This window comes from Brevibacterium sp. UCMA 11754 (assembly GCF_021532275.1).
In the GTDB taxonomy this organism is placed as follows: Bacteria; Actinomycetota; Actinomycetes; order Actinomycetales; family Brevibacteriaceae; genus Brevibacterium.
In genome coordinates, this window is sequence record NZ_JACBOT010000011.1 from 69,116 (window position 1) to 94,109 (window position 24,994).

The following is a 24,994-nucleotide window of genomic DNA, read 5'->3' on the forward strand; positions in this document are numbered from 1 at the left end:
ATGACACAGCCACGCTTTCACCGCCCGATACCTCTGGCCGATCTTGATTCGGTCAGTGCCTCCAATGACCCGGTGACCAGATCAGAGACCTCTCACGCGACCGCCGCACTTCTGCTCGGAGATTCGCGCGGACGGCGCGATGAGGCCGCGACGAAGCGGTTCGTGGAGTTGGCCGACGACATCGGTCTCGAGGTCATCGCCGAAATGTGGTCTGCAGCCCCTGCCGTCTCAGCGCCGGGAGCGCTCTGGCGTCTGTATGCACTGCGCGAATGGATCCTCACCGCTCCGCGTGAGCTCGCCGACATGTTCTCCGCCGGGCAGCGCAGGATGACCGACGGTCTCGGACTCGATGAGATCCTCGCCGGAGTCGAGCTTCCCGCAGGCCCCGACGAGGTTGCCCGTGCCATCGATGAGATCCTCGCTGGAGCCTTCCGCGGGGACGTCGTCATCGCTCTCCTCCGAGCCGCAGCGTTCGTCGGAATGTGCGCCGAAGGCACCGACAGCTCCGAGACCGCCACGCGGCTGCGCCAGTTCGCGAAGGACCTCAAAGATGCCGCCATCTCCCATCGTCACGGCGGACTGGACTGACGGTCCGATCGCCTGACTGACAGTCCGGCCGCCTAACTGACGGTCCGATCGCCTGACTGACACGTGGACTCGTCCTCCGAGATGGAACTCGGCCACGTACGCAGACTGTGAGATTTTCAACGCTCGTTCACCCGCCTCGGCGGTGGACTCATGAGCGTGAGCGAGTATCGTGGTGGGTGGCCCTCGTGGCCACCGGACGCTGGATCTGAAGCCCCGGGCTCCAAATTCAGCCGCTTCGAGCGGCCTACCGCCGAGAGGCGCTCTCGGTTCAGCGTCCGGCACATACAATTGAAGCAACATGCACATTCGTCCGGCTCGACCGGGCCCCGGGCAGGAGGAACGCATGCGGCTCAAGCGGGTACCGCAGGACACTGTCTTCTACGAACGTCTGTCCGATCTGGTCGGGCAGATGCGGCAATGCAACCTGGTGCTTGCCGAACTCTCCGGAATCGAAGTCAGCGAACGTCGGCAGGTCGCAGACCGTCTCCGCGAGATCGGCGATCAAGCCGATGAAGACATGGGCGCCGTGCTCCGCGCGCTGCGCGAGAACTACATCACCCCGTTCGACCGCAATGACCTCTACCTGCTCGGTCATCACATGCGAGACATCTGCCACCTTCTCCACGGTGCCGGATTCGTCCTTGCCTCGGAGGCCTTCGACGAACTGCCTTCCGGTGTCCTCGAAACCCTCGCGGTCCTGTCCAACCAGACCGACCACACCTCGCGGATGGTCACTCGGCTGCCGGGCAAACTCGATCAGTGGGACTACGTCGACTCCATCAACCGCCTCACCTATCAAGTAGAGGCCCTGCAATGGCGGATGTCTGACGCCGTGCCGAACTCGAAGCGCGGCCTGACGTACATGGCCGCGGTATCCCAGTTGGGGCAGGCCTTCGTGCGTGCCGCATACGGCTTCACCGAGCTGGGCAAGGTCGTCGCCGCCATCGCGATCAAGGAGTCGTAGTCCGTGGAGCTGCTCTTGGCGGGAGTCATCGTAACTGCGGTGATCTTCGCCGGTTCGAACGGTTTCCATGATGCTGCGCTGACGATCGGCAATGCCGTCGTCGGACGCTCCATCAACGCACGGTGGGCACTGGGCCTGGCCGTCGTCTTCAACTTCATCGGCGCACTCTTGGGAGAGGGAATCGCCTCAGTCGTGGCCAATCAGATCGTCCACTTCGACGGCGACCCCGAGGTCATCCTCACCTCCTTGATCATCGCCTTTGTCGCCGCAACGGCGTGGAGTCTCTTCACCTACTATCTCGCGCTGCCTGTGTCCTCTACGCACTGCCTCATCGGCGGTCTCCTGGGTGCCGGGATCGTGCTGGGGTTCTCGGTCAACTCCGCCGAGGCGGTCAACTCGGTGATCCTGCCCCTCGTGATCTCGCCGATCCTCGGATTCGTACTCTCTTGGGGCCTGACGGCTCTGCTGTCGAAGACCTTTGCCGCCTCACCGCCCAAACCGCTCTTCCGCGGTGCGCGCATGGTCGACTCGGTGCTCACCGCCTCGCTGTCGCTGGTCCACGGCGTTCAGGACGCACAGAAGATCGCGGCCCTGGTCATGGTCGGGCTCCTCGCCGTGGACGCCAACCCGTACACCGAGCTCTCCGTCGTCGAGATCTCCTGGCCGGTGCGGCTGATCATCGCGGGAGCGCTGGCGATCGGCACCGGCCTGAGCGGGTGGCGAGTTGTCCGCACACTGTCGGTTCGCATGGCCGGTCTCGACCCGCTGAAGTCCGCGACAGCAGATGCCACCGCCACGGTGCTCATGTACACGGCGGCGCTCATTATGCGGGTGCCGGTGTCGCTGACCTTCATCCTCGGATCTGCCATCCTCGGAACCCAGTTCGCCGGACGCCAGGGTCGCGCCCGCGCCCGCTTCATCGTTCCCATCGCCGGGGTCTGGGTGCTGACCATTCCCGCGGCCGCGGCGTTGGCGATCTGCCTCGGCCTGGTGGTCAGGGTCTTCACCGGCTGAGACGTCACCGCTGTGCCGCAGCGTGAGCCTTCCGGCCGAAGACGATCCCGGTCGTGATCATGGCTGCTGCGAGGACGAAGTGCAGCCAGTTGTCAGCGGTGTTGAGCGGAACGAAGTTGCCCATGGACTCCATCGGAACGACGAGGCCGTAGATCCACAGCACGGCGTAGATGATGCCTCCGACGATGAGGTAGGTCTTGGCCAGTCGGCGTGACTTGAGCCCGAGCAGGCCGACGACGCCGAAGAGCAGATGGACGATGTTGTGCAGCACCGAGACCTGGAAGATCCCCAGCAGCGCGGCTTGTGAATGATGCCCGGCGAACATCATCGTGTCCAGGTTCTGGGTGATGCCCGGGACGAAGCCCAAGATGCCCACGAGGAGGAACACGGCTCCGAAGATGCCTGAGATGATCTGGACGCCGGTGCGGTCGGTGTGAGCTGATGATGAAACTATGTGAGTGCTCATGACGATCCTTTCGAAGACTCTCGTCGTACATCAGCGGATTCGGAGCGGATTTCGTCGTGGATGGGTTCCGTCGAGGCTTTTCTGCCGTGGCTTTCGAATGCACCCGGTATTCCGAGCTGATCGAGTGCCGCGACGGTAGTCTGGTGACGGTGAAGGCTCGCGTGGCAAAGTTGTGGCGCAGGCTGCTGGTCCTGCTGATCGGCGGCGTCATCGCCGTGCCCTACGCGGCGGTCGTGATCTGGATCGTGACTGCCTCGAACCGGGTCGGCAACCGCGCCGATTCGCTGACCATCATCGTCGTCGGAATCATCGCTTTCGCGCTGCTGTGCATTCCAGCATTCCTCGCCGTCATCCGCGCCCTCGAACGCACACTGGCCGAGCAGCTGCTCGAACTGAGCATCCCCACCCCGCCGAGGCGGCCCCGAACGGCCGATCGACTGCGCGGTGCCCTGTTCTACTTCGGTCACACCTTCGCCGGCGCACTGCTCCTGCTCACGATCGTCGTCCTGGTCCCAGCCGCCATCGTTCTGGCCGCCGACCCCCAACAGGCTCATGAACTCTCCGACGGTCTGATCGGAACCGAGACGAGCCTGGCGGCCACCGTACTGCCCGCAGGGCTGATCCAGGCCCTCGCCGTGGGAATCCTGCTGATGTGCATCGCCATCATCGTCGTGGAGGGATACTTTCTGCCGAACTATGCACTCATTCTCCTCGGCCCGTCGGCGGCCGACCGCTCGGAGCTCGCTGGTCGCGAGCGGGCCCGCCGGTTCCGCCGCACGGTGCTTGCCCGCGAGGTCCACGACTCGATCGGCCACGCTCTGACCGTGACGACGATGCAGGCGGCAGTCGCCAAGCGCGCACTGCAGACATACCCCACCATCGCCGAGGCGGCCGTTGACGAAATCGCCCGCACCGGACGTGAGGCGGTGGCCGAGTTGGACCACATTCTCGCGCTGCTCCGCACGGAGGCCGATCTGGAGGCAGATGATGATGCCGTCATCAGTGCGGAAACGGCACAACCACCTCGGCGAACTATCGAGGATTTCGAGGTCCTGGCCCAGGAAGCGAGATCAGTGGGGCACCCGACCCAGCTGAGAATCAGAGGCGACATGGGCTCATTGCCTTCAGTCGTGGCGCACGAGCTGCATCGGATCGTGCGGGAGGCTCTGACGAACTCGCTTCGCCACGCCTCAGTCCCGGGGGCCTCGGTGTCGATCAGCGTCGATGCGAGATGCGTGACGTTGACGGTGAGCAACGCCTGCGTGGTGAACACCAGTGGCGCGAGGAGCAATGCGGGTACAGGCCGGGGTCTGCAGGGGATCAGAGAGCGTGTTGAGCTCTTCGGCGGGAAAGTTCGGTGGACTGCAGATGGTGGCTCATGGACGCTTGAGGCCGTGCTGCCGACAGACAGCGGCACTGTACGAGTTGCGAACGAGGAGAGGCAGACATGAGCATCAGGGTGGTCCTCATCGACGATGAGCCGTTGGTCCGCGCCGGGCTCGCGGCGATCATCGACTCGGACACTGGACTCGAAGTGGTCGGCGAGGCCGGCGACGGTGCCGACGCAATCGACCTCGTCCAGCGCACGCAGCCCGATATCGCCATCATGGACGTGCGCATGCCGCAGCTCAACGGACTCGAAGCGACTCGATTGCTCGTGGCGCGGCAGGACCCTCCACGTGTGCTCATCCTGACCACCTTCGACAGCGACGACTACGTCTTCGAAGCGCTGCGTGCCGGTGCCGATGGCTTCGTGCTCAAGCGGGCCCAGCCGGAGGAACTCATCCGAGCTGTGTACGTCGTGGCCGGTGGGGAGGTGCTCCTGTATCCGCAGAAGGTGCGTGAGATGGCAGCTCAGGCGGGGCGGCGCGAAGACCTGGCCAGTGTTGCCCAGCTGAGCAGTCGCGAGCAGGAGGTGCTCTCACTCATGGCGCGCGGTCTGAGCAATGTGGAGATCGCCGGTGAACTGTTCCTCGGCAGTGAGACAGTCAAGACCTATGTCAGCTCGCTGCTCGGCAAGCTCGGCGCCAGGGACCGGACTCAAGCCGTCATCAGAGCCTTCGAATCGGGTTTCATCACCCTCTGAGGGGCATGCTTCACCCTCTGAGGGATGCCGTTCACCCGTTCGGGGGAGTCTGTCAGGACGGCTACGGCGCGAGTGTTGAAGCATGAAGACAACACAGAGCTATACACAATCAGGACATCCATCTCAATCGACGCGGGCACTCAATGTCGATGTCACTATGCTCGGCCTGAGCGCGGTCTGGTCACTGACCATGCTGGTCGTCTCCGTGCTGTGGGGGAGCGGACTGCTCGTCTCTCCGTTCGGTCATGCGCAACGGGGCGAGTACAGCACACTCTTGGACTATCTCTCCATCCCTGCTGGAGCAGCATGGGTCGGGTCCTGTGCGCTGCTGAGCCTGACCCTCGCATCGACCCTCCTGACCCTGCCACGACTGCGCGGCAGAGCCGTCGCCGCAGCGGGAATCTTCGCGGTCTTCCTCACCCTCGTCACCACTATGGTCTTCACCGACACCTTGGTCTTGGCATACCTCGGCTACACCCTGAGCCTGCAGTTCCCGGCGATTCCCGTCGCCGTGCTCTGGCAGGGATTCATGCTGCTCGGCCCGGGGCTGTGGGCAGCGGTATGGGCATCGCTGGAGGGCCGCAGGCGACGTAGCCGGGCAAGCGCCGATGGTGCGGCCGTGGATGCTTCTGTCGGCGAGGTCTCCGCCGCGGGGGTGACCTCTGTGAAGGCTGCCGAAGGTCGCCGGCCCGTCCAGGTCAGTGCCAAGATCGCCGTCGGCGTGGCCGTGGCGGTTCCCGTCATCTATGCATCCACTCGTATTCTGTGGGCACTGGGTATCCCGTTCGGGCTCAGCCCCGAGTTCTATTCCGCAGGCCTCCAGGTCGGGATGTGGCATTCAGGTCTCGCCTTGGCGATCGCCGGGTTGCTCGGAGCGCTGCTGACCCTGGGGCTGGTGCAGAGATGGGGAGAGAGGTTTCCGCGTTGGACAGGGCCGCTGGCAGGACGACGTGTGCCGATCCTCCTCGCGACGATACCCGCCTGCATCGTCACATTGGCGATGTTCACCGGAGGTATGGGCATGATCCGTACGGTTCTGCTCAACGGTGTCAGCATCAATGGCAACTGGGTGACGATCGGACCGACGCTGCTCTTCCCGCTGTGGGCTCTGGCCCTCGGTTGGGCCACCTATGCCTACCGTGCCAGGCGACTTGATGCCCGCGCTTCCAGGCGGCAGTGACAGGTCGTTTCGGCATGCGCTTCTGCTGGGATCGGATGACCGTGTGCTCTCACCTGCGGCGGTGTCGGCGGCTGAGCGTCCTGTGTCGAAGCAGAGTGACCAGGCTGTGGATGAGCGCCGGCGCCGAGGCGATGAGCAGCAGGACGCCACCCAGTGTGGTCATGGACAGCAGCACTGCACCGCCGATGACGAAACCGGTGAACAGCACGGCTGAGATCACCCCGCGGGCCAGAAGTTCGAGGCCCGCGACCCGGCGGTCCAGTTTGGGCGTAGCCACCGAGAGCTCACCGTTCTCGAGCCTCTGGACCAGGCCGTCGAGGCGTCCCGGAAGGCCGAGCGTGAGGCGCACAAGGTTGATTGCCTCCTTCGCCACAGTGCCGGCGGCGCCGCCCTTCTCCTCCTCGATCAGCTCGCTCGCATAGGGTTCGACCACCTCCCAGATGTTGAACGAGGGATTGAGCGAACTGCACAGACCCGAGACCATGGACAGCGAGCGAATGATGAGGAAGAGGTTCTCCGGCAGCTGCACGGGCAGATCCCGCACCACCGATTCGAAATCCGTGGAGAAGGCTCGCAGCTCCTTCTCATCGACGTCGCGCAGCTGGGCGAACCCCATGCCTCCGAACCGTGCGAAGAGTCCCGTGAGAGAGCGTTCGAGCTCTTCCGTGTCCGCGCCGTCGAGCAGAACTCCGATGAGTCCGACGCTTGCGACGAGGCGGCGGGAGTCCCGCATCGCCACGGCGATGAAGAGCTCCCGCAGGCCCGCGCGCAGATTCTCCGGCACGTGCCCCATCATCCCGAAGTCGATGAAGGTCAGGTGCCACCCCGCCCCCGCCGAGGCTGTCCCCGGGTGGGCAGGTGTCACGAAGATGTTGCCGGGGTGGGGGTCGGCGTGGAAGAACCCGGTCCGGAAGAGCTGATCGAACATTGTGTGCGCGAAGGTCGTCGCAACCTCGTGGGGGTCGATCCCGGCTCGACGCAGCGCAGCGACGTCGTTGGCCTTGATCGCCGTGACGTCCTCCAAGGTCAGCACCTGTGGTGTGGTCTGTTCCCAGACGATCTGCGGAGCATGCACCCTGGCCGACTCAGCCGCATCCACGGCGAAGGCCTCCGCATTCGCCGCTTCATGGAGATAGTCGATCTCCTCGAGGCTGACATGGGCGAACTCCTCGACCAGCGCCGGCATGTCGACGCGACGGGAGACGAACTGGACGCGGGAGAGCCATCCGGCGATCCGGCGCAGTGCACGCAGATCGACCTCGACGATATCGGCGATGCTCGGACGCTGGACCTTGACGACCACCTCGGCGAAGCCGTTCTCTGCGGCGATCTCCGGGGTCAGGGTCGCAGAGTGCGCCTGCCCCAGGGATGCCGCGGCCAATGGGCGAGATTCGAAGGAGGCGAAGGCATCAGTGAGTGCCATCCCCAACTGCGCTTCTGCAAGGTCGCGGATCTGGTCGAAGGGGACCGGGGCGACCTCGTCCTGCAGGCCCTCGAGTTCTCTGGTGATCTCGGGTGGGAGAACATCCATGCGCGAGGAGAGGAACTGACCGACCTTGATCATCAGACCGCCGAGTTCCACGGCCAGAGTGCGGAAACGCCTGGCCGTGGAACGCCAGCGCTCCACCCGACCTCTTGCCGCGAGATGACCCAGGCCGATTCGCGGCAGCGTCATCTCGAACCACCAGGCCATGACCATCTGGGCCGCGGCGAAGCGGAGGATCCGACCGTAACGAGCCCGAAGGGTTCGCGCCGCCACTGTTCAGTCCTCGGCGAGGATCGAATACAATCTGCGCTTGGTGTCCTCGAGCGCGGTGACCGCCTCGGCGACCTGCTCCTTGCTGCCGGATCGGCCGACCTGAGCTGCTGCCTGCGCCAGCTCGACGCCGGCCTTGGCCAGGTTTGCGGCCCTGGGCGCTTCGGGCTTCTTCGCTGATTCCCATGGAGCATTGGACTCCGGCTCGGATGCGAGCTGTTCGCGTCCGTCCTCGGTGAGTGAATAGGTCTTGCGCCCGCTTGAGGACTCCGAGCTGATGAGGCCCTCATCCGTGAGCAGCTGCAGCGTCGGGTAGACCGATCCTGGGCTGGGCTTCCAGCTGCCGCCGCTGCGCTCTTCGATCTCTTGAATGATCTGGTAGCCGTGCATCGGGGCTTCGGCCAGCAGTGTGAGGATTCCGGCGCGGACATCCCCGCGGTTCATGCGGAACGGCTGTTTGGGGTTGAAGGATGAGCGCAGCTGCTCCACCGCTTCCCAGATATTCGCCCCGCCCCAATCGCCGTTCCGACGAGAGAAACCTCCGTGATTGAATGGCTCGTTCATGATGACCTCCAGGTCTGATCGAATCGCCTTGACGATATATAACGATATATCGTCGATGGGTTGCTGGGAAGGTCGTTCCGTCGACTGCGGAGGTAACTCCCAGACCAAGTTCAGGCCGGGGCGTGATGGCGAGGTCTCTTGGGTGGAGACCTCGCCCCTTAACCACTATGAGCCGTGAATACAGGTAACGGTTGGTAACTTCGTCGCGATCCGAGCTCTTGGATCGCGACGAAGTTACCAACCGTTGGACATTTTCGCTGAGGACTGCGGTCGCCGCCCACGCAGCCGCAGGCCAGACTTCAGATCATCCGAAGCGGCCGGAGATGTAGTTCTCGGTCTCTTCCTTCTCGGGGTTGGAGAAGATCGTCGAGGTCTCGTTGAACTCGATGAGCTTGCCTGGCTTGCCGGTGCCCGCGATGTTGAAGAACGCTGTCTTGTCGGACACGCGAGCGGCCTGCTGCATGTTGTGGGTGACGATGACGACCGTGTACTGGTCCTTGAGGTCGTTGATGAGATCCTCGATGGCCAGTGTGGAGATCGGATCCAGCGCGGAGCACGGTTCGTCCATGAGCAGGACCTCGGGCTCAACGGCGATAGCGCGGGCGATGCACAGGCGCTGCTGCTGACCGCCGGAGAGTCCTGAGCCGGGCAGGCTGAGACGGTCCTTGACCTCGTTCCAGAGGTTGGCGCCGCGCAGTGCACGCTCGGTGAGATCATCGGCCTCTGACTTGGTCATGCGGCGGCTGTTGAGACGCACACCGGCCAGCACGTTCTCTTTGATGCTCATCGTGGGGAACGGATTCGCACGCTGGAAGACCATGCCGACCTCACGGCGCACGTTGACCGGGTCGACGCCTGCTCCGTAGATGTCGTTGCCGTCCATGAGGACCTGACCGGAGACGCTGGCGCCCGGAATCACTTCGTGCATCCGGTTGAGTGTGCGCAGCACTGTGGACTTACCGCAGCCCGAGGGGCCGATGAGGGCCGTGACCGAGCGGGGCTTGATCTGCATCTGCACACCGTCGACGGCGCGGAAATCGCCGTAGAAGATGTCGAGATCCTTGATGTCGATCTGCTTGGACAATGTGTTTCCCTATCTGTGGAATGTCTGGAACAAGTATGGCGTGCCTCGGGGTCTCAGCGCTTCATCAGCGTCCTGCCTTCGGAGCCAGCACCTTCGCAATGACGCGGGCCAGGAGGTTGAGGAGCATGACCAGGGCGACGAGGACGAGGGCTGCTGCCCAGGCTCGCTCGGAGCTGGCCAGGGCGGCATCGCCGGGAGAGACCGGCCGCAGCTGCGAATCGTAGATGAAGGTCGGCAGAGTCGACATCCAACCGGAGAACAGGTTCCAGTTGAGAGCCTTGGCGAATCCGGCGGTGACCATGATCGGTGCAGTTTCGCCGATGACGCGGGCGATCGCGATGGTGATGCCGGAGAGGATGCCCGACACCGAGGTGGGCAGAACGATTTTGACGATCGTCTTCCACTTCGGCACGCCCAGTGCGTAGGACGCCTCTCGCAGATCCATCGGGACCAGGCGCAGGATCTCCTCCGTGTTGCGCACGACGATCGGAATCATGAGCACCGACAGTGCTACGGCGGCGGTGAAGCCTGTCTTCGCGATGCCTGCCGCGTCCGGCATGATGAACCCTGCGATGGTGGAGAACAGCGCGAAGGCGAAGAGTCCGGCGACGATTGAGGGGATGCCGGTCATGACGTCGACGAGGAAGGTGATGGCCTTGCCCAGCCTGTTCTTCTCGGCGTACTCGACGAGGTAGATCGCGGTCAGCACACCGATGGGGATCGAGATGATGCAGGCCATGACCGTGATCAGCACGGTGCCGACGATCGCGTGGTAGAAGCCACCGGCAATTGTTGCTTCACCGGCGACGTACTGCTGGTCGAGGACACCCTTCATGCCGAGCATCGTGCGGGAGAGGAGGTCGAAGCTGATAGCGGCTCCGCCCTTGGAGATGGTCATCCAGAGCAGTGATATGAGGGGAACACAGGCGAGGATAAACGAGGATGTGACGACGGTGGTGGCCACCCGGTCGGTGGCCTTGCGGCGGCCCTCGTAGGCTCCGGAGAGCGCGAAGACGGCCACCACGTTGATGAGTCCGGCGAGGACTGCGACGACTGGGATGTTGAACCCGCCGAAGGCGATGAAGCTGATGATGATCGCGACGATGATCGAGGCGACTGCAACCACCCATGGTGTGGCCTTGGGGAGCTGCTTCGAGGTCAGGGCGCGGGACGTGGTCGTCGAATTGTTCGTAGTAGTCAACATTCTCAACTGCCCTTCACCGAGGTCTTGGCAACAATTGCACGTGCGCCCATATTCACCAGCAAGGTGATGACGAAGAGGACGAGGCCGACCGTGATCAGCTCGGACAGCCGCAGTCCGGCGGCTTCGGGGAAGTTCTGCGCGATCTCAGACGCGATGGTCTGGTTGCCGCTGACCACCAGGGACGCGGTGAGCAGGCCGGGGGAGAGGATCATGGCCACGGCCATGGTTTCTCCGAGTGCGCGGCCGAGGCCGAGCATGGTCGCCGAGGCGATGCCGGACTTTCCGAACGGCAGCACCGACATGCGGATCATCTCCCAGCGCGTTGCGCCGAGAGCCAGGGCAGCTTCTTCCTGCAGACGGGGAGTCTGCAGGAAGATCTCACGGGTCAGGGAGGTGATGATCGGCAGGATCATGATGGAGAGTACGAGAGAGGCCGTCAGCAGTGTGCGGCCGGTGTTCGACACATCGCCGTTCGCATCGGGAGCGAAGATCGGGATCCAGCCGAACCACTTCGACAGCCACAGGTAGAACTCTGTGAGGCTGCCGGCGAGGGCGATTCCCCAGAGACCGTAGACGACCGAGGGGATCGCAGCGAGCAGGTCGATGACGTAGCCGAGGACCGGCGCCAGCTTCCGTGGTGCCATGTGCGTGGTGAACAGTGCGATGCCGAGTGCGAACGGGGTGGCCACGAGCAGCGCGATGGCGGAGGAGATGAGTGTGCCGATGACAAGCGGCCAGACGTAGGAGAAGAACCCTTTGCCGCCGGTGATCGAGCTCGGATCATTGACCTGGGCTTCGATGGTGTCCGTAGACTGCGCCAGAAGGAACAGTGCGACTCCGGCCAGGATGAGCAGGATCAGGATGCCGGCGATGAGGGTCGCGGCCGAGAAGATTCGGTCACCGGGACGAACGACGGCTTTGGGCCTCTGGCCCGTGCCGGACTCGGGTTGTGAGTCCGGCTCAGGTGCTCCGGCAGGGCCGGACACTGTGGTCTGTGTGCTGGTCGGCACAAGTGCTCCTCATGAAACTTGCGGTGGATCCGGTGGACGGGTCCCTAGGCACCGAAGAGCGGCGCAGGGTCGCTGCGCCGCTCTTCGACATATCAATTCTGCAGGTCAGCAGCCAAGAATCAGCCTTCAACCTTGATCGAATCGATGACGGTTTCGATCTGCGAACGCAGGTCATCGGACAGTGGTGCGGAGCCGGCGGAATCCGCTGCCGACTTCTGTCCTTCCTCGGAGACGACGAACTTCTCCCAGGCCTTGACCATGTCCACGGTCTCCTGGTCCTTGTAAGACGAGCAGACGACGTGGTAGGAGACGAGGACGATCGGGTAGGCGCCCGATTCGGTGGTGTCGCGAGCCAGGTCGAAGGCAAGGTCGCCTTCGCTGCGGCCCTTGACCTTGTCGGACGCGTCGACGACCTTGGACGCGGCATCGGCCGAGAGCTCGACGTATTCTTCGCCGACCTTCACCTTGGCCTTGCTCAGTGATCCGACGGCGGAGGCGTCTGCGTAGCCGATGGCTCCGTCGGTGTCGGAGACGGTCTGCACGACACCGTCGGTGCCCTGTGCGGCTTCGCCACCGAAGTCCTTGGGGAAGTCCCCGCTGATCTCAGCGTCCCAGTCCTTCTCGGCCGTGGCCTTGAGGTACTCGGCGAAGTTCTCCGTGGTGCCGGAGTCATCGGCACGGTGCACGGCAGTGATCTTCGTGTCGGGGAGATCGGCATCAGGGTTGTCGGCCTTGATCGCCTTGTCGTTCCACTTGCTGATCTCGCCCTTGAAGATCTTGGCGATCGTCGAAGGCGCGAGGTTGAGCTCATCGACGCCCTTGACGTTGAAGGTCACTGCGATGGGGGAGATGTAGACGGGGAACTCGTAGGCACCATCGGCGCCGCAAGCTTCTTTGCCCTGCTTGACCTCGTCGTCGTCGAGGTGAGCGTCAGACCCGGCGAACTGAGCGTTTCCGGCCAGGAACTGCTCACGGCCCGCACCTGAACCGTCGGGCGAGTAGTTGACGGTCACGCCGGAGTTCTCTGAGGCGAAGTCGGCGGTCCATGCATCCATCGCGGCCTTCTGCGATGAGGCGCCGATTCCGGTCAGTGTGCCCTGCAGATCACTGTCGCCGCCGCTTGCTTCTTCTCCAGTGGCAGAGGTTCCGCCACAGGCCGACAGGGTGAGTGCGCCGGCTGCGAGGATTGCAGCGGATGGTGCCAGGTGCTTCAGCTTCACGAAGATGCCTTTCGAGTATGAGAACACTGTTCGAGATTGTTCGATCTTTCGTGTTACACGCTAAGGATCGTGCGTAAAGCCCTGGGAGTCGCTAAGTGAATGGAGGGTGAATGAATCCTGAAGGCTTCAGGTCGGGGTGAGTGCTCCATCACAGGAACCTGCGGATTCATGAAAGGATGCTTGTCGGGACGACGTTGTCCCGATTTCGCAGGGCTGAATCGGCCCGATTTCGCAGGGCAGCGCGCTGAGGTTCGTCGACCTCTTGTCGATGATCACCGGGGTCCATAGAGTGACGTGCCAGAACATGCCGTCATTCATATTCTCGATGAGGAGAAGCCCATGTCAGCCGAGCACCACTACATGTTCGAAGACGCCCTAGAGGAAGAGATCCGTCTGCGTGAGCAGTCGACCGTTCTGGATCCTCTGACCGAAGAGCTGCTTGTTCGAGCCGGAGTCGGTCCCGGGATGAAGGTGCTGGATCTGGGTACCGGGACCGGAGCCGTGGCCGCGATCGCAGCGAATCTCGTCGGAGAGACCGGCTATGTTCTCGGCATCGACCGGGACGTCGAGTCCCTGACGGCTGCCCGAGCAGTCCTGGCCGGTGTGCCCCAAGTCGAATTCGCCGAGGCGGTTCTTCCCGATCTGGAACTCGACGGCACCTTCGACGCCGTCGTCGGACGGGCTGTGATCATGCACGTCCCCGATCCCGAGGCGGTCCTACGCTCTGCCGCCGTGCAGCTTCGTCCGGGTGGGCTGCTGTGCATGCACGAACCCGATATGACCTACATGTGGACGAACGAGGAGACCCCGCTCTGGAATCGTGCGCGCACCTGGATCCTCCAGGCCTTCGACGAGCTCGGCGTGCATGCCCAGATGGGGCCGGAGCTCTTCACCGCTTACCGTGCAGCGGGTCTGCCGGATCCGAAGATGATGATGGGTGCTCCGGTGGGCGGACGCGGGGATTCGCCTGCTTTCGGATGGTCGAACATCATCACGGCGGTCGTGCCGCTGCTGGAGAGACTGGGCATCGCCAGCGCCGAGGAGATCGGGATCGACACGCTCACCGATCGGCTCAATGATGAGATCGATGCCCTCGATGGCATGGTCATGGGCCCGCCGATGTACGGAGCATGGTGCAGACTCCCCGCCCACTGAGGAACCGGGCCCCCCTGAGGAACCAGTCTCAGGCGTCGATCGGGCGGATCCGTTCGAATTCGACGATGCGCGGCACTGCGCCCGGACGCACATAGGCGACGAGGATCTCACCGGGTTTGAGGTAGGGGTCTTCGCGCGGCAACTTCTCCGCGATGCGCTGTGGGGCGTACTTCGCATAGACCTCGAGGATCAGAGGCAGGACAGGCCGGTGGGTGCAGTAGATGACCGGCCTGCCCTTCTCCAGCAGCTTCTCGATGAATCGGGAGGTCTTGTCGGGGTTCGCAGAGCTCGCCTTCTCGCTCAGGCACGAAGCCCTGCGGATGGGCTTGCCGGTCGCCGCGGACAGCGGAGCGAGCGTGGCCATGCACCGCTTCCAGGGGCTCGAGATCAGTCTCTTCGTGCCCCACGCTGAGAGCAGCCCGGTCAGAGCCATGGCCTGACGGGTCCCCAAAGCCAGCAGCGGGCGCACGTGCTCCGTCTCATGCCACTTCGCTCGGGGAAATGCCTTCCCGTGGCGGACGAGGATCAGAGGCCAGGCACGCAGTGCGTTGGTCGAATCGAATTTCTCCAGCGCATCGAGCTGGTCGCGATCCGCGTAGGAAGTCAGCTTCGTTCGCGCCTCGCCGACGGGAAGCCACTTCACCTCGTCGACCTCGCGTTGATTCATCGGAGTGAAGGTGTGCTCGCCCTTGACCTGTGCTGACCAGTAGAAGACCTTCTTGAGGTGCTTTCCGCCGACCATGTATTCCGCCGCAGGCAGGGGGACGCCGAGGGTGATATCGAGTCCCGTCTCCTCCTTGACCTCGCGAATCGCCGTCTCCGGAAGGGTCTCGCCTGATTCCACCTTGCCCTTGGGCCAGGACCAGTCGTTGTAGCGGGGGCGGTGGATGAGAGCGACCTCGAGTCCTTCGCTGCCATTGCGCCAGCACAGCGCACCGGCGGCGAGGATATCGGCGGTGACGCGTGAGGATGCCTGCGCGGATCCGACCGATTTCGGGCTCAAGCCTCTTCTCCGATCTGCCGGCGCTTGCGATGTCGGCGGATGAGCTCCGTCTGGTACTCGGTGAGCCGGTTGCCCTCATCGTCGTGGGTGCTGCGCGTCCACTTGCCGTCAGCGGCGAGCACGAACGCCGAGGTGGTGTCGGCGAAGGCGAGGTCGAAGAGTTCGATGATCTCGGCCTTGTGATTCGGTGCGACGAGCCGGACGAGGGTTTCGACGCGGCGGTCGAGGTTGCGGTGCATCATGTCAGCTGATCCGATGTAGACGAGAGGATCGCCGCCGTTGCCGAAGACGAAGGTCCGCGAATGCTCGAGGAAGCGGCCGAGCACGGACCGCACTGTGATGTTCTCACTCACGCCGGGGATGCCTGGTCGCAGGGCGCAGATGCCGCGGACGAAGACCTCGACCTGGACACCGGCCCGGGAAGCCATGTAGAGGGCATCGATGATCGCCTCGTCGACGATGGAATTGACCTTGATCCGAATCATGCCGGCACCACCCGCCTCGGCGATGGCGATCTCCTTGTCGATGAGTTCGGTCAGCCCCGAACGGACCCGGGTGGGGGCGACGAGCAGGCGCGAGTATTCGGCCAGGGGCGCGTAGCCCGAGAGCTGATTGAACAGCTTCGTCAGGTCATCGGCGACGCTCTTGTCCTTGGTCAGCAGCCCGAAGTCCTCGTAGCCTCGCGCTGTCTTCGGGTGATAGTTGCCGGTGCCGACGTGGCAGTAGCGGGTCAGACCCTCAGCCTCCTGGCGGACGACGAGGGAGAGCTTCGCGTGGGTCTTGAGCCCGACGATCCCGTAGACGACGTGGACGCCGGCGCGTTCGAGTTTGCGCGCCCACGTGATGTTGGCCTCCTCATCGAAGCGGGCCTTGATCTCCACGACCGCGAGCACCTGGATGCCTGCCTGAGCGGCGTCGACGAGGGCATCGATGATCGGGGAGTCGCCCGAAGTGCGGTAGAGCGTCTGCTTGATGGCGAGCACGTTCTTGTCCGCTGCCGCCTGCTCCAGAAACGCCTGGACGCTCGTGGAGAACGAGTCGTAGGGATGGTGGAGCAGGATGTCGCGGTTCGACACTGCCGCGAAGACGTCGACCTGGTCGCTGGATTCACGCAGCGACAGATCCTTATTCATCTGCGGGACCATTTTTCGAAAGTGCAGGTCATCGCGAGGGACGTCAGCGATGTCTGACATGCCGGAGAGGTCGAGAGGGGTGGGCAGCTGGTAGATCTCGTTCTCGTCGATGCCGAGTTCGTCCTTGAGCATCTCGCGGACCCGAGGATTGATGTTCTCGGTGATCTCCAACCTCACGGCAGGCCCGAAGCGGCGGCGCAGGAGTTCCTTCTCCAGAGCCTTGAGGAGGTTCTCCGCATCGTCCTCCTCGACCTCGAGGTCCTCATTGCGGGTGACGCGGAAGGTCGAGTGGTGGATGATCTCCATGCCCTCGAAGAGTGTGTCGAGGTGTTCGGCGATGATGTCTTCGAGCGCGACGAAGCGGGCGGGGACATCGCGGCCGGCGGGGCGATCCGTGGCCGTGGCGACATTGAAGAATCGGGGCAGGCGCGGCGGCACCTTGACCCGGGCGAAGAGCTCCTTGCCGGAATCCTGGTAGCGCAGCAGGACGCCGAGGTTGAGTGAGAGTCCGGAGATGTAGGGGAACGGGTGCGCCGGGTCCACCGCAAGAGGGGTGAGGACGGGGAAGACGTGGCCGGCGAAGAATTCGTCGACTCTGGCGCGCTCGTCCTCGGTGAGCTCGTCCACCTGGACCTTCGTGATCGACTCCGCATCGAGGCGGGGACCGATGTCATCCTTGAGCAGGGCGGCGTGACGGGTCATGAGGTCATGCGCCCGGACACCGATCGCGTGCATGACCTGCAGCGGCATCCGGCCGGTGACGCTGGGCACGGCCAAACCGGTGTTGATGCGGCGTTTGAGGCCGGCGACGCGGACCATGAAGAACTCGTCGAGGTTGGTGGCGAAGATGGAGAGGAATCGGACCCTTTCCAACAGCGGCATATCAGGGTCGGAGGCGAGATCGAGGACACGCTCGTTGAACGCCAGCCAGCTGAGCTCCCGGTCGAGGAATCGATCCTCTGGGTCCGGCAGACCCAGCTCCGCTCCGACTGCAGTGATGTCGTACATCGCTCTACTCCTGGTTGCGTTCGGTCGAGGAAGCCGGCGCATAGGACACGTGCGCCACCGCGACATGGAATCCCAGCCGCTCGTACAAGCCTAGCGCCGGCGCGTTGTCGGATTCGACGTAGAGTTCGATCACACTCGCGCCGGCGGCGACCATCCGGCGCATGCCCTCGATCGTCAGCGCCTTGCCCACACCCTTGGCATGGATGCTCGGGTCGACCCCGACGACATAGACCTCGCCGAGGCGGCCCTCAGCGCCGAAGTCCGTGAGCTTGGTCTGGTGGAATCCGATGACCTGTTCATCCCGGATGGCGAGGATCACCGAATCCGGGTCGAAGTCGGGTGCCTGGATGATCTCGGCGAAGTCCTCAGCCGTCTGCGACCCCTGCTCTGGGTGCCAGTCGAAGGCCGCGTTGTTGACTCGCCGCCAACCGTCCTCATCACCGGAGGTGAAGGAGCGGATCGTGACACCTTCCGGCGCCGAGGTCTGCGGCAGGTCATCGAGTGAGAGTCCCGAACCGGTGCGCATCTGGTAGAGAACGCGATCACGACCGAGGTCGTGCTTCTTCGCCAGTGCCTGTGCGCCTGGGTGGTCGCCGTGTGACCAGCACCAGGAGTCGGGCTCTTCCTGAAGAATCGTCGACAGCAGCTCTTCGCCCAGGCCCTGACCGCGGTGATCGGGGTCGATGAGGAATTCGGCCGCATGACGATCGCCCTGGAGCGCGCGGATGCCGAAGCCGATGAGAGCGCCGTCGTCGGCGTTCGAGTCTGCTGAGTCGTCGGCATAGATTCGCCATACGCTGGAAGCCGTCTGCGCGGAGTGAGATTCGTTCTCGCCGGTGGCGATGGCCAGGAGTCCGCCGGAGATCTCAGCGGACCCATCGGCTGCTGCCACGCGGTCGAGGAAGGTCAGCTCCGTCTCGGAGAGAGTGGTGATCGGGGTTCCGGTCACGGCTCCGCTGGCTTCGATTCTCATACCTTCACGTCCTCCTCGTTCGACTCTGCTTCCGGCTGTTCGTGGTCAGCCTGTTCGTGCTCCGCGACCTCGTCAGTGGCCGCCGCTGCGTCGGTCTCCACCGCTGCGTCGGTGTCTGGCGTTTCTTCGTTGTCCGAATCTGTCTCATCACCGTCGCCGTGTTCGGCTGCGGAGTCGGGGCTGAAGCGGTAGCCGACGTAGCGGACGGTGTGGATGGCGTTCTCGAAGTCTTTGCCGAGTTTCGCACGCACGCGGCGGACATGCACATCGACGGTGCGGGTCCCTCCGAAGTAGTCATCGCCCCACACCGCGAGCAGGATCTCATCGCGGGTGAAGACACGTTCGGGGTGCATCGCGAAGAACTTCAGCAGGGCGAATTCGCGGTAGGTCAGGTCGAGGCTGCGTTCGCCCAGGTGTGCGGTGAACGCGGTCTCGTCGATGCGCAGGGCGCCGCTGACGACGATCATGGGCTCGCCCTCGCTCGTCCAGGGGCCGCTGGTGTTCCAGGATGGGCGGTCGGGGCGCGATCCTCCGACGGTGGGTGTCGAGCCGGCTGCGCTCACGCCGGCCCCGCCTCCCCATGAGGCAGCACCGTGTGAGGCCTGCGCCCGGTGGTGATCACGTGCCAGACGCAGGCGGGCCTCCACCTCGGCGGGGCCGGCAGTGGTGAGGACGATGTCGGACACGTTCCATTTCGCCGAGGCGGTGGCCAGTCCGCCTTCGCTGAGCACGACGATGATCGGAGCAGCGATGCGCGTCTGCGCCACCGCCTCGGCGATGGCAGGTGCCAAGGACAGGTCCAGGCAGGCGTCGGCGACGACGATGTCGGCACTGAGCGAGTTGGAGTCTGCCCGGCTCAGCTGATCGAGGCCGAGGCGTTCGATCTGGTGGCCGAGATACTGCAGGGACTCTGGGGCGACGGGGGAGTCGAGGCGGGGTGCAGGACAGATGTGCAGGATTCGCATGTGCTCCATCCACCTCCTCGGACTCGGCTCGGCCGCTGAAGTAGCAGCCTGAGGAAAGTATACCGAGGGTGCCCAGCTGTGCTTCTTCGATAACTGCCCAACTGCTTCTCAGATGCCTAGGGGAGGGCAACAGGTCACAGGGGAGGGGTAACGGGGCACAGGAGAGAACAGGTCACAGGAGAAGGGAGGGATGCCGGTCATGCGGTCGGCTTGCGCCCTGTCGTGTAGGTCAGTGAGAAGAAGCGCGCGCGGAACTCGGGGTCGGTCAGCATGGTGCGGTAGCGGTCCAGGTCTTCGCGACGGAGACCGGTGGCGAGGAGACCTTCCTCGTTCTGCAGGCTGAGGTTCAGATGGTAGCTCGTCCAGGGTCCACCGCCGCGGGCCAGAGGAACGAGGTGCTGCGCGGCGACATCCGCGAGCCCGGCTCCGAACATCTCGACCTCGGTCCGGTCGGCCCAGCCGTAGTCGCAGTCGACTTCCGGGCCTAACCGCTGATACGCCGCGTGGTTGTATCTCCGCCATACCGCGTGGTCGGATTCCTCCGGTGCCACGAGCAGTTCCGCGGCGACACCGACATCTGCGATGACGAGCCATCCTCCGGGAGCCAACTGCTCGACGAGCTGGGCGAAGACCCGTCTCCGGGCAGACAGGTGGGCGAGGACCAGGCGCGCATGGATGAGGTCGAACGGCCCGATGGGGACGCCGTTGTGGACATCGTGATGGACGACGTCGACACCTGGGGACGCACCCAGGTTCGTCACGTCCTTGTCGACGGCCAGGACGCTGCCGCCGAAGTCTGCTGCCATCATTTCGGCGATGGAGCCGTTTCCGGCTCCGACCTCCAGATACCTTGCGTTCTCCTTCGGCTGAAGCGACCTCAGCACTGTACGCGTCGTCGGGTCGAGGAGTGCGGATAGAAGGGTGAGCTGCTGTGTGCCCAGATCGGTTCCGGTTCCGCAGCTGAGGTCGTATTGGTCGGCGGTGCAGCTGCCTGTTGTCAGCACATTGGTCATGAGATTCTCCATCAGAAGTGAGCAGGTTCGCATCAGCGTAGGTCGCTGCGTCAGGAGTGAACAGGGTCGGCTGTGACTCAGCAGATGCCCGCAAGGACAGACGATGAGCGGCGTCGGTGACGTCGGCGGGGATCGCCGACACTGGCCCAAATCGCGTCGCCTCGGCCGAATAAGGCACGATAGTGCTGTGATCAGATGGATTCGAGTAGTTGTCGCGCTGGCCTTGGCGCTGGCCCTCAGTGCCTCCGTGTACTGGGGCTACACCTTGTTCCTGCTGGCGACCGGGCTCATCGTCTTCGGTGTCGCCTACGGCTGGCCGCGACTGACAGACTCACCGCAGCCTCGCGCGACGTCGATCATGCTCGGCCTCTTCGGCGTGGCCGGACTGCTCGCGGCGTTCCGCGACGACGCAGCACCCTATCTTGACTGGCTTCCTGTCCTGGCGGGTCTCGGCCTGCTCTGGACCTTCGTGCAGAATCTCACCCGGGGAATGGGTGCCTCTGATGCCGTAGCCAACGTCTCAGCCCAAGTTGCGGGCGTGGTCATCGTCCTGTCCGCAAGCACCTGGGTCGCGGCGATCACCATGCCCGGCGACAAGGAAGCCATCGTCGTCGGCCTCGTCTCGCTCATCGTCGCTGGTTGCATGACAGCCCTGCCCTGGCCTGCGATCTACACGTCTCCGCTGGCGATTGCGATGCCGGTGGCGGTCGCCGGGATCCTCTCGGTCCTCATCTTCAAGGACGCCATCAGCGTGCCTGTCTCGCTCGTCCTCGGCGGCATCATGGGGCTGTTGGTCGCCGGCGTCGACCGCATGCTCGGGCTGATCGCCTATAGCCAGTACCAGGCTGTGAGCCTTGAGCTCTCCCAGAACATCGAGTTGAAGAAGAACGTGGAGAAAGCCCGCAGCTTTGCCGTTCAGCTCGCGCTCGGGGCCGCTCCCATCGCCCTCGGCGGTGTCGTCGTCTATTCCCTGGAGCGCATCGCCTTCTGACCTCGGCTATGAGGTCAGACACGGTGAGGTCGACTCCGCGTTGATGCCGTGGCCAGATTCGTGCTGAAGCGGTGCTCAGAGCTCGGACTGAGTGCGCATACCGCAGATGGGAAATGTAGACTGGGAGCATGGATAACCTTGTCGCTCTCGAAATCGTCTTCTCCAGTCTCGTCGGCATTGCCGCACTCGGCGCCCTGGGCGTCGGAGTCAAGGTCGTCACGGCGCTGTTCAAAGACAATCGCTGAACTCAATGATCGAACTTGATTCCTCGGTTCACCCCGAGCTCGTTCCCCTGTCCTGGCTGATCGGTTCGTGGGAAGGCGTCGGAGTCGTCGGCTACGCGGACACCCCGGAGAAGCAGTTCGGGCAGCGCGTCGAATTCATCGCCCACCCGGGAACACCGTTCCTGCAGTACACTGCGCATGCGTGGCTGCTGAGTGAGGACGGCGAACTGGAATCGACGCTGACTCTGGAGACAGGGATCTGGCAGCTGGTGCGTCCGCGCGATGCCGGTGACGTGGGCCCGGGAATGCTCATGCCCACCGAAGAGTCCAGCTTCACCTCGGCGGCCGCCGTCGACACCCTGCGCACGAATGATGACGGATTCGAGATCGAAGCCGAGATCGTCCACCCGCACGGCGTGATGGAACTCTACGCAGGCCACGTCAAGGGACCGCGCATCGACCTCTCCACCGATGTCGTCGCCCGGACCAAGACCGCGAAGGAGTACACGGCCTCGACCCGCATGTACGGCCTCGTCGGCGGGGAGCTCATGTGGGCCTGGGACATGGCCGCACTGGGCCACGAACTCGCCACACACTCCTCAGCTCGACTGAAGAAGATTGCCTGATATGACTGCCTCATCGCTGAATCGCCCACTGAGCTCCACCGCGGTATTCGGCGGCGAAGGGCTCGAGCACACCCCGGCCCACTACGGTTCGCCGCTGCGCGAGCAGCGGGCACTGCTCGAAAAGGGCGCGATCGTCGATCTGCCCCACCTGCGAATCCTGCGTCTGAGCGGAGCCGATCGCCTCACCTGGCTGAACTCCATTACCACGCAGAAGCTCGACACCCTGGCCCCGGGCGTGTCCACAGAGACTCTCGTCCTTGACCCGAACGGCCGCATCGAAGGCTGGCTGAAGCTCGTCGACGACGGCGAATCGCTGTGGGCGATCAGTGAGCTGCGCACCGACGAGACTCTCGAATTCCTCCGCAAGATGGTCTTCATGATGCGGGTGACGATCGATGACGTCAGCGATGAGTTCCAATGCATCGGCGCCGTCGTGAAGCTCCCCGACAGCCTGCCCGTGACCCAGCTGTGGTCCGATCCTTGGCCGCACATCGGGTCCGGTTCGGCCTCGTACGCCGAGGTCGATCTCGGGCTCGAGGTGGCAGGGGAGGACCACCCCGGGCTCGAGACTCAGTTCGTCATCGGCATCATCGCCCGCACGGACCTGCAGGCCACCTCGGCGAGCGAATTCATCATGGCCGGGTTCGACGCCTGGGAAGCCGTGCGGATCGCCGCCTGGCGTCCGGGCACGAACGAGATCGACCACAAATCGCTCGTCGGCGAACTCGATCTGCTGCGCACCTCGGTGCACCTGGCCAAGGGCTGCTACCGCGGTCAGGAGGCCGTGGCCCGCGTGCACAACCTGGGCCAGCCGCCTCGCCGGCTCGTTTTCGTCCACCTCGACGGATCCGGGCACATCCAGCCCGAAACCGGCGCCGAGGTGCTCGCTGAGGTCCGCGGGTCCGAACGGTCCGTGGGCCAGCTGACCTCGGTTGCTCTGCACTGGGAACTCGGGCCGATCGGCCTGGCCGTGGTCAAACGCAATCTCTCCGCCGAGGCTGAACTCAGCTTCGATCTGGGCGATGACGCACCCCGTGTGGCCGGGGCCCAGGAGACGATCGTCGCGCCTGTGCGCGAACACGAGATCGAACTTCCGGGACGCAACAAGGACACCGACATGCGGAATCAGCAACGCTGATTTCCTCCCTCGGCGGATGCAGCGGAATCGGCGAGCGAATCCGCATCGGCGGCTCTCAGACCTGACTCTCAGGCCCGACCTGAAACGCCTTGTGAGCGTATTCTGCACGGTTTTTGAGTTGTACCGATGGCAACGGATTTCGCACCGTCTGGATCTGCGATAGGCGTGATCTGCTCACCCTGCGGACGGTAAGTGACAAGAACCGTCGTGAGGCTCTATTGTTCCCGTTATGACAGCTTTGGAAATTGGCGGCGAAGCTCTGCCGCAGGAACGTAAGATCGTCACCGAGATCCCCGGGCCGAAGTCCCGTGAGATCGAGGCGCGTCGCCAGTCAGCCGTGGCCCCGGGAGTCGGTTCCAGCCTCCCCGCCTATGTGGTGGCAGCCGGCGGCGGAATCCTCAAGGACGTCGATGGCAACCAGATCATCGACCTGGGAGCCGGCATCGCCGTGACGACGGCAGGCAACTCGAACCCCCGAGTGGTCAAGGCCGCCACCGAGCAGCTCCAGTCCTTCACCCACACCTGCTTCATGGTCAACCCCTACGAGGGCTACGTCGAGGTCGCCGAGGCGCTCAACCGCCTGACCCCGGGTGACCACGAGAAGCGCTCCATCCTGCTCAACTCCGGCGCCGAGGCTGTCGAGAACGCCGTCAAGATCGCTCGCGCCCACACCGGCCGCGACGCCGTCGTCGTCTTCGACCACGCCTACCACGGTCGCACGAACCTGACCATGTCGATGACCGCGAAGTCCGCCCCCTACAAGGCCGGCTTCGGTCCGTTCGCCGGCGAGGTCTACCGCGCACCCATGTCCTACCCCTACCGCGACAACGATGCTGCAGGCACCAAGGTCAGCGGTGATGAAGCGGCCAAGCGCGTCATCACCATGATCGAGAAGCAGATCGGCTCCGAGTACGTCGCAGCGATCGTCATTGAGCCCATCCAGGGCGAGGGCGGCTTCATCGTTCCGGCCGAGGGCTTCCTGCCTGCACTGGTCGAGTACGCCAAGGACAAGGGCATCGTATTCGTCGCCGACGAGGTTCAGGCCGGCTTCGCCCGCACTGGCAAGATGTTCGCCTCCGAGTGGGAAGAGATCGTCCCTGACATCATCACCACAGCAAAGGGCATCGCCGGCGGTCTGCCGCTCTCGGCCGTGACCGGTCGCGCGGAGATCATGGACTCGGTCGGACCGGGTCGCCTCGGCGGGACCTATGGCGGTAACCCCGTTGCCTGTGCGGCAGCGCTCGGTGCCATCGCCTCCTACGAGGAAGACGGACTCGTTGAGAACGCCGCGCACATCGGTGAGATCGTCACCGATCGCCTCACGAAGCTGCAGAGCAAGTACCCGGAGGTCGGTGACATCCGCGGCCGCGGCGCCATGATCGCTGCCGAATTCGTCCAGCACGACACGATCGATCCGAACCCCGAGCTGGTCAAGAAGATCGCGGACTACTGCTCGAAGAACGGTGTCCTCGTGCTCACCACGGGAACCTTCGGCAATATCCTGCGCTTCCTGCCCCCGCTGACGATCTCCGATGAGCTCCTGGCCGACGCCTTCGACGTCATCGAAGAGGCTGTCGCCGCTTCGCTGGCCTGACAGCTCGAATCCGGCCCCGCTCGCAGGCAGCGTCT

Annotated in this window: 23 protein-coding genes; 11 read left to right on the forward strand and 12 right to left on the reverse strand. The window is 64.0% G+C overall.

The genetic code is table 11. The features are described 5' to 3' along the window. The 3 genes from HX613_RS06655 (at window position 1) to HX613_RS06665 (ending at window position 2,566) form a co-directional block, all read left to right on the forward strand. Window positions 1-588, forward strand: coding sequence for a hypothetical protein (locus HX613_RS06655; protein WP_232488196.1), 588 nt, complete (start codon window positions 1-3; stop codon window positions 586-588). A gap of 298 nt (window positions 589-886) precedes the next feature. Then, window positions 887-1,552 carry a DUF47 domain-containing protein gene (locus HX613_RS06660; protein ID WP_235344617.1) on the forward strand — a complete coding sequence of 222 codons (666 nt, stop codon included), beginning with the start codon at window positions 887-889 and terminating at the stop codon, window positions 1,550-1,552. Between the two features lie 3 nt (window positions 1,553-1,555). After that, a complete protein-coding gene (locus tag HX613_RS06665) occupies window positions 1,556-2,566 on the forward strand; it encodes an inorganic phosphate transporter (RefSeq protein ID WP_235344618.1) in 1,011 nt (336 codons plus the stop codon). A gap of 4 nt (window positions 2,567-2,570) precedes the next feature. Here the strand turns inward: HX613_RS06665 and HX613_RS06670 are convergent, their stop codons facing one another. Next, the gene (locus HX613_RS06670; protein ID WP_235344619.1) at window positions 2,571-3,032 is read right to left on the reverse strand and encodes a DUF4383 domain-containing protein; all 462 of its coding nucleotides are present in this window, start codon (window positions 3,030-3,032) and stop codon (window positions 2,571-2,573) included. Between the two features lie 161 nt (window positions 3,033-3,193). Here HX613_RS06670 and HX613_RS06675 point away from each other — a divergent pair, with 161 nt between their 5' ends. The 3 genes from HX613_RS06675 to HX613_RS06685 all read left to right on the forward strand — a co-directional run bounded on the left by HX613_RS06675 (window position 3,194) and on the right by HX613_RS06685 (window position 6,298). Further along, the gene (locus tag HX613_RS06675) at window positions 3,194-4,483 is read left to right on the forward strand and encodes a sensor histidine kinase (RefSeq protein ID WP_235344620.1); all 1,290 of its coding nucleotides are present in this window, start codon (window positions 3,194-3,196) and stop codon (window positions 4,481-4,483) included. Next, entirely contained in the window at window positions 4,480-5,118 is a 639-nt protein-coding gene (locus HX613_RS06680; RefSeq protein WP_235344621.1) for a response regulator, read from the forward strand. Before HX613_RS06675 ends, HX613_RS06680 begins: the two co-directional genes overlap by 4 nt. Before the next feature lie 82 nt (window positions 5,119-5,200). After that, window positions 5,201-6,298 (forward strand): hypothetical protein, encoded by a 1,098-nt coding sequence (locus HX613_RS06685; protein WP_235344622.1) that lies wholly within the window; start codon window positions 5,201-5,203, stop codon window positions 6,296-6,298. Between the two features lie 49 nt (window positions 6,299-6,347). Here the strand turns inward: HX613_RS06685 and HX613_RS06690 are convergent, their stop codons facing one another. The 6 genes from HX613_RS06690 to pstS form a co-directional block, all read right to left on the reverse strand. Beyond that, a complete protein-coding gene (locus HX613_RS06690; RefSeq protein ID WP_235344672.1) occupies window positions 6,348-7,997 on the reverse strand; it encodes an ABC1 kinase family protein in 1,650 nt (549 codons plus the stop codon). 63 nt (window positions 7,998-8,060) lie between these two features. After that, window positions 8,061-8,618 (reverse strand): PadR family transcriptional regulator, encoded by a 558-nt coding sequence (locus HX613_RS06695; RefSeq protein ID WP_235344623.1) that lies wholly within the window; start codon window positions 8,616-8,618, stop codon window positions 8,061-8,063. Between the two features lie 304 nt (window positions 8,619-8,922). Next, window positions 8,923-9,702 (reverse strand): phosphate ABC transporter ATP-binding protein PstB, encoded by a 780-nt coding sequence (gene pstB, locus HX613_RS06700; RefSeq protein ID WP_143920666.1) that lies wholly within the window; start codon window positions 9,700-9,702, stop codon window positions 8,923-8,925. Window positions 9,703-9,766: 64 nt separating this feature from the next. Continuing rightward, window positions 9,767-10,906, reverse strand: a complete 1,140-nt coding sequence (gene pstA, locus HX613_RS06705) for a phosphate ABC transporter permease PstA (protein ID WP_235344624.1) — start codon at window positions 10,904-10,906, stop codon at window positions 9,767-9,769. Window positions 10,907-10,908: 2 nt separating this feature from the next. Continuing rightward, on the reverse strand, window positions 10,909-11,799 hold the full coding sequence (gene pstC, locus HX613_RS06710; RefSeq protein ID WP_235344673.1) for a phosphate ABC transporter permease subunit PstC: 891 nt from the start codon (window positions 11,797-11,799) through the stop codon (window positions 10,909-10,911). Window positions 11,800-12,035: 236 nt separating this feature from the next. Beyond that, complete coding sequence (gene pstS / locus HX613_RS06715; protein ID WP_125188310.1) at window positions 12,036-13,136, reverse strand: phosphate ABC transporter substrate-binding protein PstS; 1,101 nt, start codon at window positions 13,134-13,136, stop codon at window positions 12,036-12,038. Between the two features lie 339 nt (window positions 13,137-13,475). Between pstS and HX613_RS06720 the strand changes: the two genes are divergently transcribed. Then, entirely contained in the window at window positions 13,476-14,291 is an 816-nt protein-coding gene (locus HX613_RS06720; protein ID WP_235344625.1) for a methyltransferase domain-containing protein, read from the forward strand. 28 nt (window positions 14,292-14,319) lie between these two features. On the opposite strand, the gene HX613_RS06725 is transcribed toward HX613_RS06720, so the two are convergent. The 5 genes from HX613_RS06725 to HX613_RS06745 all read right to left on the reverse strand — a co-directional run bounded on the left by HX613_RS06725 (window position 14,320) and on the right by HX613_RS06745 (window position 20,386). Then, window positions 14,320-15,294 (reverse strand): NUDIX hydrolase, encoded by a 975-nt coding sequence (locus HX613_RS06725; RefSeq protein WP_235344626.1) that lies wholly within the window; start codon window positions 15,292-15,294, stop codon window positions 14,320-14,322. Beyond that, entirely contained in the window at window positions 15,291-17,435 is a 2,145-nt protein-coding gene (locus HX613_RS06730) for an RNA degradosome polyphosphate kinase (RefSeq protein WP_235344627.1), read from the reverse strand. The genes HX613_RS06725 and HX613_RS06730 overlap by 4 nt, the downstream gene beginning before the upstream one ends. Window positions 17,436-17,439: 4 nt before the next feature. Then, window positions 17,440-18,408, reverse strand: coding sequence for a mycothiol synthase (gene mshD / locus HX613_RS06735; protein ID WP_235344628.1), 969 nt, complete (start codon window positions 18,406-18,408; stop codon window positions 17,440-17,442). Beyond that, complete coding sequence (locus tag HX613_RS06740; protein ID WP_442862590.1) at window positions 18,405-19,382, reverse strand: winged helix-turn-helix domain-containing protein; 978 nt, start codon at window positions 19,380-19,382, stop codon at window positions 18,405-18,407. The genes mshD and HX613_RS06740 overlap by 4 nt, the downstream gene beginning before the upstream one ends. A gap of 188 nt (window positions 19,383-19,570) precedes the next feature. Beyond that, window positions 19,571-20,386: a class I SAM-dependent methyltransferase gene (locus tag HX613_RS06745; RefSeq protein WP_235344629.1), complete on the reverse strand. Its 816-nt coding sequence runs from the start codon at window positions 20,384-20,386 to the stop codon at window positions 19,571-19,573. Window positions 20,387-20,573: 187 nt separating this feature from the next. Here HX613_RS06745 and HX613_RS06750 point away from each other — a divergent pair, with 187 nt between their 5' ends. The 4 genes from HX613_RS06750 to gabT all read left to right on the forward strand — a co-directional run bounded on the left by HX613_RS06750 (window position 20,574) and on the right by gabT (window position 24,959). Continuing rightward, a complete protein-coding gene (locus tag HX613_RS06750; RefSeq protein ID WP_235344630.1) occupies window positions 20,574-21,377 on the forward strand; it encodes an ammonia permease in 804 nt (267 codons plus the stop codon). A 250-nt stretch (window positions 21,378-21,627) separates the two neighbouring features. Next, a complete protein-coding gene (locus HX613_RS06755; protein ID WP_235344631.1) occupies window positions 21,628-22,227 on the forward strand; it encodes an FABP family protein in 600 nt (199 codons plus the stop codon). 1 nt (window position 22,228) lies between these two features. After that, the gene (gene ygfZ, locus HX613_RS06760; RefSeq protein WP_235344632.1) at window positions 22,229-23,365 is read left to right on the forward strand and encodes a CAF17-like 4Fe-4S cluster assembly/insertion protein YgfZ; all 1,137 of its coding nucleotides are present in this window, start codon (window positions 22,229-22,231) and stop codon (window positions 23,363-23,365) included. A gap of 229 nt (window positions 23,366-23,594) precedes the next feature. Then, on the forward strand, window positions 23,595-24,959 hold the full coding sequence (gene gabT, locus HX613_RS06765; protein ID WP_235344633.1) for a 4-aminobutyrate--2-oxoglutarate transaminase: 1,365 nt from the start codon (window positions 23,595-23,597) through the stop codon (window positions 24,957-24,959). The last annotated feature ends 35 nt before the right edge of the window (window positions 24,960-24,994 follow it).

Coding starts and splice junctions, on each gene's coding strand:
- HX613_RS06690 (WP_235344672.1), bottom strand. CDS start 7,997: ATGGTCATGGCCTGGTGGTTCGAGATGACGCTGCCGCGAATCGGCCTG.
- ygfZ (WP_235344632.1), top strand. CDS start 22,229: ATGACTGCCTCATCGCTGAATCGCCCACTGAGCTCCACCGCGGTATTC.
- HX613_RS06655 (WP_232488196.1), top strand. CDS start 1: ATGACACAGCCACGCTTTCACCGCCCGATACCTCTGGCCGATCTTGAT.
- HX613_RS06680 (WP_235344621.1), top strand. CDS start 4,480: ATGAGCATCAGGGTGGTCCTCATCGACGATGAGCCGTTGGTCCGCGCC.
- HX613_RS06685 (WP_235344622.1), top strand. CDS start 5,201: ATGAAGACAACACAGAGCTATACACAATCAGGACATCCATCTCAATCG.
- HX613_RS06730 (WP_235344627.1), bottom strand. CDS start 17,435: ATGTACGACATCACTGCAGTCGGAGCGGAGCTGGGTCTGCCGGACCCA.
- HX613_RS06755 (WP_235344631.1), top strand. CDS start 21,628: ATGATCGAACTTGATTCCTCGGTTCACCCCGAGCTCGTTCCCCTGTCC.
- HX613_RS06745 (WP_235344629.1), bottom strand. CDS start 20,386: ATGACCAATGTGCTGACAACAGGCAGCTGCACCGCCGACCAATACGAC.
- HX613_RS06670 (WP_235344619.1), bottom strand. CDS start 3,032: ATGAGCACTCACATAGTTTCATCATCAGCTCACACCGACCGCACCGGC.
- pstA (WP_235344624.1), bottom strand. CDS start 10,906: ATGTTGACTACTACGAACAATTCGACGACCACGTCCCGCGCCCTGACC.
- gabT (WP_235344633.1), top strand. CDS start 23,595: ATGACAGCTTTGGAAATTGGCGGCGAAGCTCTGCCGCAGGAACGTAAG.
- HX613_RS06660 (WP_235344617.1), top strand. CDS start 887: ATGCACATTCGTCCGGCTCGACCGGGCCCCGGGCAGGAGGAACGCATG.
- HX613_RS06695 (WP_235344623.1), bottom strand. CDS start 8,618: ATGAACGAGCCATTCAATCACGGAGGTTTCTCTCGTCGGAACGGCGAT.
- HX613_RS06720 (WP_235344625.1), top strand. CDS start 13,476: ATGTCAGCCGAGCACCACTACATGTTCGAAGACGCCCTAGAGGAAGAG.
- HX613_RS06740 (WP_442862590.1), bottom strand. CDS start 19,382: ATGGAGCACATGCGAATCCTGCACATCTGTCCTGCACCCCGCCTCGAC.
- mshD (WP_235344628.1), bottom strand. CDS start 18,408: ATGAGAATCGAAGCCAGCGGAGCCGTGACCGGAACCCCGATCACCACT.